This is a genomic window from Mesorhizobium sp. B2-7-1, from assembly GCF_006440735.1.
Classification (GTDB): Bacteria; Pseudomonadota; Alphaproteobacteria; order Rhizobiales; family Rhizobiaceae; genus Mesorhizobium.
This window is the reverse complement of sequence record NZ_VFUA01000050.1, coordinates 1-12,497: the sequence shown is the minus strand read 5'-3', so window position 1 is coordinate 12,497 and position 12,497 is coordinate 1. Positions and strand designations below refer to the sequence as shown.

Here is a 12,497-nt window from a genome sequence, read left to right as displayed (position 1 = left end):
GGCAGATGAACATCAAGGCCGACTTCCCGACACTCATCGAAGAGATCGACTACGGAACGCCGGAGTCGAAAGCGACCAAGCAGGTCACCCTGACGGTCGACGGGCAAAGCATCACCGTGCCGGAAGGCACCTCGATCATGCGCGCGGCGATGGAGGGCGGGGTCGAGATCCCGAAGCTCTGCGCCACCGACATGCTGGACTCCTTCGGCTCCTGCCGCGTCTGCCTGGTCGAGATCGAAGGGCGCGGCGGCACGCCGGCCTCCTGCACGACGCCGGTCGGCGAAGGCATGGTGGTGCGCACGCAATCGGACCGGCTCGATTCGATCCGCCGCGGCGTCATGGAGCTCTATGTCTCCGACCATCCGACGGGCTGGAACGAGAAGGCCGGAACCGGCGCCAGCGAATTCGACGCGGTGGCGAAGTCGGTCGGTCTCTCCGAGAACCGTTACGGCGTCGAGGGCCGCAACCACGTCAAGGAAGAAGGCGGCGTGGCGCCCGGCCATGGCTCGCTGGCGGTAGACTATATCGCCCGCGACGAATCGAACCCCTATTTCACCTACGACCCGGCGCAGTGCATCGTCTGCTCGCGCTGCGTGCGTGCCTGCGAAGAGGTGCAGGGCACCTTCGCGCTGACCATCGAGGGCCGCGGCTTCGAGTCGCGCATGGTCGCCGGCATGCATGAGGACTTCATCGCTTCCGAATGCGTATCCTGCGGCGCCTGCGTGCAGGCCTGCCCGACGGACGCGCTGCGCGAGAAGACCGTGCTCGAGAAGGGCATGCCGGAGCGCTCGGCCGTCACCACCTGCGCCTATTGCGGCGTCGGCTGCTCGTTCAAGGCCGAGGTCAAGGATGACGAGGTCATCCGCATGATGCCCTACAAGGACGGTATGGCCAATCACGGCCATTCCTGCGTCAAGGGCCGCTTCGCCTATGGCTACGCCACGCACAAGGACCGCATCCTGTCGCCGATGGTCCGCGAGAAGATTTCCGATCCGTGGCGCGAAGTGACGTGGGAAGAGGCGATCGAGCATACGGCGAAGGAATTCCGCCGCATCCAGTACCAATATGGACGCACGGCGATCGGCGGCATCACCTCCTCGCGCTGCACCAACGAGGAAACCTACCTCGTCCAAAAGCTGGTGCGGCAGGGCTTCCGCAACAACAATGTCGACACCTGCGCCCGCGTCTGCCATTCGCCGACCGGCTACGGCCTCGGCCAGACCTACGGCACCTCGGCCGGCACGCAGGATTTCGACTCGGTCGAATTCACCGATGTCGCCGTGATCATCGGCGCCAATCCGGCTTCCGCCCATCCCGTCTTCGCCTCGCGGCTGAAGAAGCGGCTGCGCCAGGGCGCCAAGCTGATCGTGATCGATCCGCGCCGCACCGAGATGGTCAAGTCGGCGCATATCGAGGCGGACTATCACCTGCCGCTGAAGCCCGGCACCAATGTGGCGGTGCTGACGGCGCTGGCGCATGTCATCGTCACCGAGGGCCTCTACAATGAAGCCTTCGTGCGCGAGCGTTGCGACTGGGCCGAATTCCAGGACTGGGCGTCATTCGTCGCCCTGCCGGAAAACAGCCCGGAAACCGTCGGCAAGCTGTCCGGCGTCGACCCGGAAGCCATCCGGGGCGCCGCGCGCCTTTACGCCAAGGGCGGCAATGGCGCGATCTATTACGGCCTCGGCGTGACCGAGCACAGCCAGGGCTCGACCACGGTGATCGCCATCGCCAACCTCGCTATGGCCACCGGCAATATCGGCCGGCAGGGCGTCGGCGTGAACCCGCTGCGCGGCCAGAATAACGTGCAGGGCTCGTGCGACATGGGCTCGTTCCCGCACGAGCTGCCGGGCTACCGCCACATTTCGGGCGACGCGGTGCGCGACATCTATGAAAGCCTGTGGGGCGTGAAGCTGGACGACGAGCCGGGCCTGCGCATCCCCAACATGCTGGACGCCGCCGTCGACGGCTCGTTCAAGGGCATCTACATCCAGGGCGAGGACATCCTGCAGTCCGATCCCGACACCAAGCATGTCGCCGGCGGCCTCGCCGCGATGGAATGCGTGGTCGTGCACGACCTCTTCCTCAACGAGACGGCAAACTACGCGCATGTCTTCCTGCCGGGCTCGACCTTCCTCGAGAAGGACGGCACCTTCACCAATGCCGAGCGCCGCATCAACATGGTGCGCAAGGTCATCGAACCGAAGGCGCGCTACGCCGACTGGGAAGCAACGCAGGAGCTTGCCCGCGCCATCGGGCTCGACTGGAACTACACGCATCCGTCGCAGATCATGGACGAGATCGCGAAGACGACGCCAAGCTTCGCGGGCGTCTCGTTCGAACTGCTCGACCGTGTCGGCTCGGTGCAGTGGCCCTGCAACGAGAAGGCGCCGCTCGGCACGCCGATCATGCATGTCGACGGCTTCGTGCGTGGCAAGGGCAAGTTCATCCGCACCGAATATGTGGCGACGGACGAGCGGACCGGTCCGCGCTATCCGCTGCTGCTGACCACCGGCCGTATCCTGTCGCAGTACAATGTCGGCGCGCAGACCAGGCGCACCGAGAATTCGATGTGGCACGCCGAGGACCGGCTGGAGATCCATCCGCACGACGCCGAAGTCCGCGGCGTGCGCGAAGGCGACTGGGTACGGCTGGCGAGCCGTTCGGGCGAAACCACGCTGCGCGCGCTGATCACCGACCGCGTCTCGCCCGGTGTCGTCTACACGACGTTCCACCACCCGGACACGCAGGCCAATGTGATCACCACCGACTTCTCGGACTGGGCGACCAACTGTCCGGAATACAAGGTCACCGCCGTGCAGGTGGCGCCGTCCAACGGCCCGACAGACTGGCAGAAGGACTATAACGAACAGGCCAAGCAGAGCCGGCGCATCGCTCCGCTGCAGGCGGCGGAGTAGTTCTTGGCCGCGCGCCGCAAAGCGACGACACAAATCTCGCGGCTGGCGCACCGCGCCAGCGGCACAGCGACCGCGTACCGCATGGTGCCGGAAGAGACGCCGGTGGCGTTCTCCTTTGCCGGCACCACGCATGCGGTGATGATGGCAAGCCCCGCCGATTTCGAGGATTTCGCGTTGGGCTTCTCGCTGACCGAAGGCATCATCGCCGACCGAAAAGAGATCGAGGCGATCGAGGTCGAGGATCTCGGCGCCGGCATCGATATCCAGATCAGGCTGAAGGACCAGGCCAACACGCGCTTCCAGGCGCGGCGGCGCCGGCTGGCCGGGCCGGTCGGCTGCGGCTTGTGTGGCATCGAATCCATCGAGGAAGCGATGCGCTCGGTCGACGCCGTCGGTGCGTCAAAGCTTACGCTTGGCGCGGATGACATAACGAGCGCTGTCCGACTACTCTCGAAGGTGCAGCCGCTGCACGCCGAGACCGGCGCGGTGCATGCCGCAGGCTTCTATATTCCCGGCAAGGGCATCGTGATGGCGCGTGAGGATGTCGGCCGCCACAATGCGCTGGACAAGCTCGCCGGCGCGTTGGCCAAGGCCGGCATCGACGGCGCAAGCGGCGCGATCGTGGTGACCTCGCGCGTCTCGGTGGAGATGGTGCAGAAGACGGCCGCCATCGGTGCTTCGATCATCATGGCGGTTTCCGCGCCGACCGCCCTTGCCATCCGCACGGCGGATGCCGCCGGTATGACGCTGGTGGCGCTGGTTCGCGGCGACGATTTCGATATTTTCACCCACCCCGAACGGGTGGCTTCCGGAGTTGCCAAGCATGTCGCATGACGAAGACCACATCGCCAGCACCGCGGAAAAGCTGGTGCGCATGGCCAACCAGATCGCCACCTTCTTTCATTCGAAGCCGCGCGAGGAAGGCATTGCCGGCGTGGCCGAGCACATCAACAAGTTCTGGGAGCCGCGGATGCGGCGCCAGTTCTTCGAGATGCTCGACGCCGGCACCGAGAATTTCGACGAGCTCGTGGTTGCCGCCTCGGCCAGGATCAAGCGGCCGCCGATGCCGGAGCAGGCCGACAAGGACCTCGGATATGTCAGGCAGGCATAGGGCCGGACGCCGTTCCGCACCCGGCAGAGCGGCTTCGCTCTTTCGGCGACAAAGATCTTATATTTCAGCTCTCTAAAGTTAGGCTGCCTTAGACGGCCGGTTTCTGCTATGGTCGGCGGCAGAAAATCGTCTGGCCGGACGGGGTAGTTTGCGTGAGGCCGATCGAGACCAGATACGCGCGCAGCGGAGAGGTGCGGATCGCCTATCAGGTGGTCGGCCAAGGCGCGTTCGATCTGGTCTTCGTGCCGGGCTTCATTTCCAATCTCGATCTGCATTGGGAAGACGAAGGCTACAGCCGCCTGTTGAAACGGCTCTCGGCCTTCTCGCGCCTGATCCTGTTCGACAAGCGCGGCACCGGGCTTTCCGACCGCGTCGACAGCCGCCACCTGCCCAGCTTGGAGACCCGCATGGACGACGTGCGCGCGGTGATGGACGCCGCCGGCAGCGGCCGGGCGGCGATCCTCGGCGCCTCGGAGGGCGCGCCGATGGCGATGCTGTTCGCCGCCACCTATCCGGAGCGGACGCGCGCGCTGGTGCTTTATGGCGGCTATGCGCATTTCCACAAGTGGGTGATGCCGCCGGAGCGTCTGGAAGCTTTCGTCGATACGACGGAAACGTGCTGGGGAACCGGCGCGACGTTGCCGAATTTCGCGCCTGGCCGAGTGGACGATACCCACTTCACCCAGTGGTGGGCCCGTTTCGAGCGGCTGTCGGCCAGTCCGACCGCCGCGGCAGCGCTTGCCCGTATGAACGCCGATATCGACGTGCGCGACATGCTCGGAACGATCAGGGTGCCGACATTCCTTATCCATCGCCGTAACGACGCCCGCGTCGATCCAGACGCCAGCCGCTTCCTGGCCAGGAAGATCCCCGGCGCTCGCCTGGTCGAGATCTCCGGGCGCGACCACCCGATCTGGACCGGCGACGTCGACCGCGTGGCCGACCTGGTCGAGGAATTCCTGACCGGAGAACCGGCCGTCGCGGATGTGGAACGCGTGCTTGCCGCGCTGCTGGTGACCCGTATCTACGACACCGCGCGACTTGGCGACCGTTTGTGGAGCGAACGCAGCCTGCGCTTCCAGGAGAACTGGCGATTGCTGGTCGGCCGCCATGGCGGGCGCGTTGCCGGAACGCATGGCGAACTGATGATCTCGCGCTTCGACGGTCCGGCCCGCGCCGTGCGCTGCGCGGCGCTGCTGCGCGAGGCGGCCCAGGAAATCGGCGTGGCGAGCGCGCAAGGGGCGCATGTCGGCGAGATCGAGGTGCGGGGACCGCCGACGGGGCTGACGGCGCGCGTGACGATGCAGCTCGCCGCGCATGCCGAACGCGGCCACATCCTCTGCTCACGGCTGGTCGCGGACCTGGCCGCGGGCTCCGGGCTGCATTTCACCGATGCCGGGCGCATCAGCCTCGACGAGTTGGACGAGCCGCTGGCGCTGGTGCAGGTGACGGCCGAGCAGCATCTGGAGCCGGCCTGCCGGCCCAAGCCCAAGCCGGCCGAGCCGACGGCGCTGACGGTTCGCGAAAGCGAGGTGGTGAGCCTGATCGCCGACGGCAAGAGCAATGCCGCGATCGCCGCCGAACTCTGCCTCAGCGAGCACACGGTCAAGCGCCATGTCGCCAACATATTGCTCAAGCTCGACCTGCCGTCGCGGGCGGCGGCGGCGGCCTTCTCGGCCAGACATGCTGGCCCGGACGGGCCATGAGAACCATGGCGCTTTCGGGCGAAGCGGTCGGGGCGCCCTAAGAGGTATCAATTCTCCCCATGCAGGCTAGGCGATGCAGCCACGAAGGCACTGCGAATGGAGGATGAAATGCTGAAATTGAATCGCAAGATCGGATTGCTGGCATTTGCCGCGGGCGCATTGCTGGCCATCACTCCGGCGCGGGCCGAGGACGCCTCGGCAACCGCGGCCTACAAGGATATCCAGGCCACGCTCGGCACGGTGCCCGACATGTTCAAGACGCTGCCCGATGTCGCGGTGGCCGGCGCGTGGGCCGAGATCAAGGGCGTGCAGCTCAATCCGAACACCGCCCTCAACGGCAAGACCAAGGAGCTGATGGGCCTGGCGGTCGCCTCGCAGATCCCCTGCCAATACTGCATCTATTTCCACACGCTGGCGGCCAAGGCGAACGGCGCGAGCGACGAGGAGATCAAGGAGGCCATCGCGATGGCGGCGATCGTGCGCCACTGGTCGACGATGCTCAACGGCAGCCAGGTCGATATGGCGACCTTCAAGAAGCAGACCGACGACCTGTTCGCGGCGGTCAAAGCCAAGTCGCAATAAGAAAATCCCTGTCCGGCAATGAGCGCCGGGCGGCACTTTCGCACATCAACCGCCCAAGACGATGGGCATATGGAGGATGAAATGCTGACCAAGACACAAACAGTGGACGGCGCCGCGATCAAGAAGGCGATCGAAGGCCGTGACGGCAAGCTCTTGTCGAGCTTCTACAATGACGACGCGCTGGTGCGGGTGATCGACCGCAACAATCCGCCGAGCAAGCCGCGCGAGATCCGCGGCCGCGCGGCGATCAGCACCTTCTGGGACGATATCTGCAGCCGGGCGATGACCCACAAGGTGGATACCACCATCGCGGAGGGGAACAACCTCGCCTTCATGCAAGCCTGCGCCTATCCGGACGGCACAAAAGTGTACTGCGCGGCGATGGTGGAGCTGAAGAACGGGCTGATCGCGCGGCAGACCGTCGTGCAGGCCTGGGACGAATAGTCAACCACGGACAACTCAACAGCGGCCTGGGCCGCAATGATGAGGGAGAACCAAAATGTTCAGCGCCAGATGGCAGATCGACGCCAAGTTCGGTCACAAGCAGACCGCACTCGAGCTGATGCGGAAATGGGAGCGCGAGATCGGCTCGCAGGTCGGGCTCGCCGACTTGAAATTCCGGCTCATGACGGGCTCGATCGGCGCACGCGAAGCGACGATCGAGTCCCATCACGAGGTCGAGAGCCTGGCCCAGTTGGAGGCGTTCTTCGCCAAGATCGCCAAGATCGACGCGCATGCCAAATGGGGCAAGGAACTGGAGCCCTATGTGGTGTCTGGCACCAGCCAGTGGCAGATCTTCCGGATCGTGGAATAGCTGCACCGTCGAAGAGCCGGGGCTGAGAGGCGACCGGCAAGCACGAAGGCGCGAGTGGCCGCGGCGCGCGGCGGCCGCTCGCCTTGATCAGATCGACAAGGCCGGGGGGACCGAGCCTCGGTACGGCCGGCCCCGGCGGCCGCGTTGGCGACCATGTCATGGCTCTCCCGGGCCATGCCCCGCTGGCCCTTTCGGGCGAAGCGGCACGCACTGGATCGGTGCAATGTGATCTTCCTGCGCCATCCAACGCACCCCGCCCGTCGAGGCGGCATAACGAAGCAACAAATGCGTCGCGCCGCCGCCGCATGGCGGTGGCCCCAATCAAGGGAGCAAACCGATGACCGACGAAGCCCATGCAAAACTACGTGAAAGCCTGCGCGGGGAGGTGATCCTGCGTGACGATGCCGGCTATGACGAGGCCCGCAAGGTCTATAACGGCATGATCGAAAAGCGCCCGCTGCTGATCGCACGCTGCGCCGACATCGCCGACGTGATCACCGCCGTGAAATACGCGCGCGACAACGACCTGCTGATCGCCGTGCGCGGCGGCGGGCACAACGGCGCCGGGCTGGGGATCTGCGACGGCGGCCTCGTCATCGACCTGTCGATGATGAAAGGGGTCCATGTCGATCCGAAAACGCGCACCGTGAGGGTCGGGCCAGGCTGCACGTCGGGTGACGTGGACCATGCCACCCATCCTTTCGGGCTGGCTGTTCCGGCCGGCATCGTCTCGACCACGGGCGTTGCCGGTCTGACCCTCGGCGGAGGGACGGGCTATCTCACGCGCAGATACGGTCTCACCATCGACAATCTGGTCGAAGCCGATCTGGTGCTGGCCGACGGCAGCGTGGTGACAGCCAGCAAAGCTGAGAATCCCGACCTGTTCTGGGCGCTCCGGGGCGGCGGCGGCAATTTCGGCGTCGTGACCAGCTTCCTGTTCCAGGCCCATCCTGTGAACATGATCTTCGGCGGCCCGGTGTTCTGGGAGGCCAAGGATGCGTTGGCCGTCATGCGGACCTATCGCGACTACCTGCCGGAGGCGCCGGAAGATCTCGGCGCCTTTGTCGGCCTGAAAACCGTTCCCTCGACCGATCCCTTCCCGCGCGAATATTGGGGCAAGCGCGCCTGCGCCATCATCTCCTGCTACAACGGCACCGAGGAGGACGGGCGCAAGGCCATGGCGCCGCTGCTCGACAATCTGCCGCCGCCGATCTTCAACTGGATGGGCGTTATGCCATTTCCGGCCTTGCAGGCGTTGTTCGATCCGCTGCTTCCGAAAGGCCTGCAATGGTATTGGAAGGGCGATTTCGTGAAGTCGCTTCCCGACGAAGCCATCGCCACCCATATCGCGCAGGCCGCCGAGGCGCCGAGCGAATTGTCGCTCATGCATCTTTACCCGATCGACGGCGCCGTTCGGCGCGTCGGCAAGAACGAAACGGCATGGAACGCGCGCGACGCAACCTGGTCGATGGTCATCGCGGCAATCGATCCCGATCCGGGCAAGGCCGCCGACCTCACCAAGTGGGCCAAGACCTACTGGACGAGCATCCACCCCCACAACGGCGAAGGCGGCTACGTGAATTTCATGATGGAAGACGAAGGAGAAGCGCGCGTGCAGGCGAGCTATGGCGCAAATTACGAGCGGCTGAGCCAGGTGAAGCGCACCTATGACCCCTTCAACGTCTTCCGGGTCAACCAGAACATCAAGCCTGCGACTTCGATGGCGGAGGGCAGGACAGCCGCTTAATTCCTACGCTGATCCCGCCGACACAGGGATCGTCGCGCCGAAGTCGGATTGTACCGAATTGCTCTTCGCAATTCGGAGCAATCCGACCTCCCCCACAAGGGAGAGGTCGAAGGCGCCTAGCCGTGCGCCACCATCACGTGGCGAACGGCGGTGTAATCCTCCAGCGCGTAGAGCGACATGTCCTTGCCGTAGCCGGACTGCTTCAATCCGCCATGCGGCATCTCGTTGGTCAGCATGAAGTGGGTGTTGATCCAGGTGCAGCCATATTGCAGGCGGGCGGCCGTCGCCATGGCGCGCGAGACGTCCTTCGTCCACACCGACGAGGCGAGGCCGTAATCGCTGTCGTTGGCCCAGTTCACCGCTTCGTCGACATCGGAGAAGCGGGTGACGGAGACGACCGGGCCGAACACTTCGCGGCGCACGATCTCGTCTTCCTGCAGCGCGCCGGCGACGACCGTCGGCTGATAATAGAAGCCGGAGCCCTCGCCCGGCTTGCCGCCGGTGGTGATCTCGATGTGCTTCAGTTCGGAGGCGCGCTCGACGAAGCTCGAGACGCGGTCGCGCTGGCGGCGCGAGATCAGCGGGCCGATCTCGTTTTCGGTGTCGTCCGGCTGGTTGTACTTGATGGTCGAGACCGCCGAGGAGAGATCGGCGACGAGCTTGTCGTAGATCTTCTTGCCGGCATAGATGCGGCAGGCGGCGGTGCAGTCCTGACCGGCATTGTAGTAGCCGAAGGCGCGCAGGCCGTTGACCACGGCGCCGAGGTCGGCGTCGTCGAAGACGATGACCGGTGCCTTGCCGCCGAGCTCCAGATGCGTGCGCTTGACCGACTTGGCAGCCGCCTGCAGCACCTTCTTGCCGGTGGCGACATCGCCGGTGATCGAGATCATGTTGACCTTGGCATGGTTGATCAGCGTGTTGCCGACGCTGTCCCCGCGACCGAGCACGACGTTGACGACGCCCTCGGGCAGCACCTCGGCGAGGATCTTCGCCAGCTTCAGCGCCGTCAGCGGCGTCTGTTCGGACGGCTTGAAGACGACCGTGTTGCCGCCGCCGATCGCCGGCGCCAGCTTCCAGGCCATCATCATCAGCGGATAGTTCCAGGGCGCGATGGAAGCGACGATGCCGACCGGGTCACGCCGCACCATCGAGGTGTGGCCGGGAATATATTCGCCGGCGACCTGGCCGGGCATCGAGCGCACCGCGCCGGCGAAGAACCGGTAGCAGTCGACGATCGCCGGGATCTCGTCATTGAGCACCGCGTTGATCGGCTTGCCGCAATTCAGCGCCTCGAGCGCCGCGAACTCCTTCGCCTCCGCCTCGATGCGGTCGGCGATCTTCAAGAGATAGCCGGAACGTTGCGCCGGCGTCGTGCGCGACCAACCGACGAACGCCTTTTCAGCGGCCGCCACCGCGGCCTCGATCTGCGCCGGGCTCGCTTCCGGCAGGTTGAGGATGGTCGCCCCGGTCTTCGGATTGAGGATCGGCTCCTCGGTTTCGGTGCCCTTCTCGAATTTCGAGCCGATCAGCATCTGGGTGTCCATGGGGTCTCTCCTTGGTCAGGAGCGAGTAGCGAGTAGCGAATAGGGTTTGGCTGTCGGCTTTCCCTATTCGCTATTCGCTACTCCCTATTCGCTGTTTTCATTTTCCACTTCCCGCGATCTGGTCACCGTCGCGGGTCAGGTAATAGGCAAAGAGGATCGGCAGCAGCGTCACCAGCACGACCACCATGGCCACGACATTGGTGACCGGGCGCTGGCGCGGGCGAATGAGCTCCTCCAGCATCCAGATCGGCACGGTCTGCTGCTGGCCGGCGGTGAAGGTGGTGACGATGACCTCGTCGAAGGACAGCGCGAAGGCCAGCATGCCGCCGGCAAGCAGCGCGGTCGCGATGTTGGGCAGCACGACATGCCGGAACGTCTGGAAACCGTCGGCGCCGAGATCCATCGAAGCCTCGATCATCGAGCCCGAGGTGCGGCGGAAGCGGGCGACGGCGTTGTTGTAGACGACGACCACGCAGAAGGTGGCGTGGCCGAGCACGATCGTCCAGAACGAAAACGGGATGTCGGCCAGCGCGAAGGCCGAGCGCAGCGCGATGCCGGTGATGATGCCGGGCAGCGCGATGGGCAGGATGACCAGCAGCGAGATGGCCTCGCGGCCGAAGAAGCGCGTCCGCGAGACGGCAGCGGCGCAGAGCGTGCCGAGAACCAGGGCGATCGCCGTCGAGATGGCGGCGACACGGACCGAAAGCGACAGCGCATCCCACACGTCGGGCCGGTTCCAGGTGACGGCGAACCATTGCGTGGTGAGCCCCGGCGGCGGCCAGACGAAGCTCTTCTCTTCCGTCGTGAAGGCGTAGACGAAGATCAAGAGGATCGGCAGGTGCAGGAAGAGCAGGCCGCAGGCGGCGGCGATCTTCAGGCCGAGCGGAGCATTTTGACCACGGTCAGAGCGCATCGAAAGCCCCCATGCGCTTGGCGCCCCAGAGGTAGAAACCCATGATGACGATGGGCACCACGGTGAAGGCGGCGGCCAAAGGGATGTTGCCGGCGGTGCCCTGCTGCGAATAGACGGCCTGGCCGATGAAAAGCCGCGAGGTGCCGATGATCTGCGGGATGATGTAATCGCCGAGCGTCAGCGAAAAGGTGAAGATCGAGCCGGCGACGATGCCCGGCAGCGCCAGCGGGAACAGCACGTTGCGGAAGGTCTGGCCGGGCGAGGCGCCGAGATCGGACGAGGCCTCGACCAGATTGCCGGGCACGCGCTCGAGCGCGGCCTGAACGGGCAGGATCATGAAGGGCAACCAGACATAGACGAAGACGATGAAGGTGCCGGTGAAGGACACCGACAGCGAGTTGCCGCCGACGATCGGCAGCGACAGCCATGCATCGAGCAGCCAAAGCAGGTTCAGCTTGGCGAGCAGCCAGGTGAGGATGCCTTCCTTGGCCAGGATCAGCTTCCAGGCGTAGATCTTGACCAGATAGCTCGACCACAGCGGCAGCATGACACCGAGATAGAACAGCGCCTTCCAGCGGCCGCGCGCATAGCGCGCCGCGTAATAGGCGATGGGGAAGGCGACGACCGCGGAGGCGAGCGTGACGAGCGCCGCCATCGTCACCGTGCGCAGGATGATGTCGAGATTGGCGGCCTGGAACAGATCGCCATAGGTCTTCAGCGTGAACTGGCGATTGATGAGGCCGGAGAACTCGTCGATCGAGAAGAAGCTCTGGGCGAGCAGCGCGAACAGCGAGCCGATATAGACGATGCCCAGCCATAGAAGCGGCGGCAGTAGCATCAGGGTGAGCAGGAATTTCGGCCTCCGCCAGAACAGATCGGAGAAGGCGCCGCGCAGGCCGCCGCTGCCCGGCAGGATGGCGGGCGTGGGGTTGGATTGAACAGCGGCGATGGTCATGGCGCCGCCGTGTGCAGACCGAGACCGCGATCCTTCGCCCCCCTCTCTGTCCTGCCGGACATCTCCCCCTCAAGGGGGGAGATCAGCAGTTTCTCGGCCTCGCCAATTCTGCCACGTTGGAGATTGGCGAAACCCAAAGGGACAGCCAATCTCCCCCTCTGAGGGGGAGATGTCCGGCAGGACAGAGAGGGGGGCCTCGCGCAAACC

General features: G+C 65.1%; 11 protein-coding genes. 8 read left to right on the top strand and 3 right to left on the bottom strand.

Annotated elements, in window-relative coordinates; genetic code table 11:
• Positions 1-5 precede the first annotated feature (5 nt).
• From fdhF to FJ471_RS19010, 8 genes are all read left to right on the top strand, one after another.
• Positions 6-2,918: a formate dehydrogenase subunit alpha gene (gene fdhF / locus FJ471_RS19045; RefSeq protein ID WP_140805729.1), complete on the top strand. Its 2,913-nt coding sequence runs from the start codon at positions 6-8 to the stop codon at positions 2,916-2,918.
• Between the two features lie 3 nt (positions 2,919-2,921).
• On the top strand, positions 2,922-3,752 hold the full coding sequence (fdhD, locus tag FJ471_RS19040; protein ID WP_140805727.1) for a formate dehydrogenase accessory sulfurtransferase FdhD: 831 nt from the start codon (positions 2,922-2,924) through the stop codon (positions 3,750-3,752).
• A complete protein-coding gene (locus FJ471_RS19035) occupies positions 3,742-4,029 on the top strand; it encodes a formate dehydrogenase subunit delta (RefSeq protein ID WP_140805725.1) in 288 nt (95 codons plus the stop codon). The genes fdhD and FJ471_RS19035 overlap by 11 nt, the downstream gene beginning before the upstream one ends.
• Positions 4,030-4,181: 152 nt before the next feature.
• Positions 4,182-5,735: an alpha/beta fold hydrolase gene (locus FJ471_RS19030; protein ID WP_140805723.1), complete on the top strand. Its 1,554-nt coding sequence runs from the start codon at positions 4,182-4,184 to the stop codon at positions 5,733-5,735.
• A 108-nt stretch (positions 5,736-5,843) separates the two neighbouring features.
• Entirely contained in the window at positions 5,844-6,317 is a 474-nt protein-coding gene (locus FJ471_RS19025) for a carboxymuconolactone decarboxylase family protein (protein WP_140805721.1), read from the top strand.
• An 81-nt stretch (positions 6,318-6,398) separates the two neighbouring features.
• Positions 6,399-6,761, top strand: coding sequence for a nuclear transport factor 2 family protein (locus FJ471_RS19020; RefSeq protein ID WP_140805719.1), 363 nt, complete (start codon positions 6,399-6,401; stop codon positions 6,759-6,761).
• A 55-nt stretch (positions 6,762-6,816) separates the two neighbouring features.
• The gene (locus tag FJ471_RS19015) at positions 6,817-7,131 is read left to right on the top strand and encodes a hypothetical protein (protein WP_140805717.1); all 315 of its coding nucleotides are present in this window, start codon (positions 6,817-6,819) and stop codon (positions 7,129-7,131) included.
• Positions 7,132-7,468: 337 nt separating this feature from the next.
• The gene (locus FJ471_RS19010; protein WP_140805715.1) at positions 7,469-8,878 is read left to right on the top strand and encodes an FAD-binding oxidoreductase; all 1,410 of its coding nucleotides are present in this window, start codon (positions 7,469-7,471) and stop codon (positions 8,876-8,878) included.
• Between the two features lie 116 nt (positions 8,879-8,994).
• Here the strand turns inward: FJ471_RS19010 and FJ471_RS19005 are convergent, their stop codons facing one another.
• From FJ471_RS19005 to FJ471_RS18995, 3 genes are all read right to left on the bottom strand, one after another.
• Positions 8,995-10,422 carry a gamma-aminobutyraldehyde dehydrogenase gene (locus FJ471_RS19005; protein WP_140805713.1) on the bottom strand — a complete coding sequence of 476 codons (1,428 nt, stop codon included), beginning with the start codon at positions 10,420-10,422 and terminating at the stop codon, positions 8,995-8,997.
• Between the two features lie 97 nt (positions 10,423-10,519).
• Positions 10,520-11,335: an ABC transporter permease gene (locus tag FJ471_RS19000; protein ID WP_140805711.1), complete on the bottom strand. Its 816-nt coding sequence runs from the start codon at positions 11,333-11,335 to the stop codon at positions 10,520-10,522.
• Positions 11,325-12,290 carry an ABC transporter permease gene (locus FJ471_RS18995; protein WP_140805709.1) on the bottom strand — a complete coding sequence of 322 codons (966 nt, stop codon included), beginning with the start codon at positions 12,288-12,290 and terminating at the stop codon, positions 11,325-11,327. The genes FJ471_RS19000 and FJ471_RS18995 overlap by 11 nt, the downstream gene beginning before the upstream one ends.
• Positions 12,291-12,497: the final 207 nt, after the last annotated feature.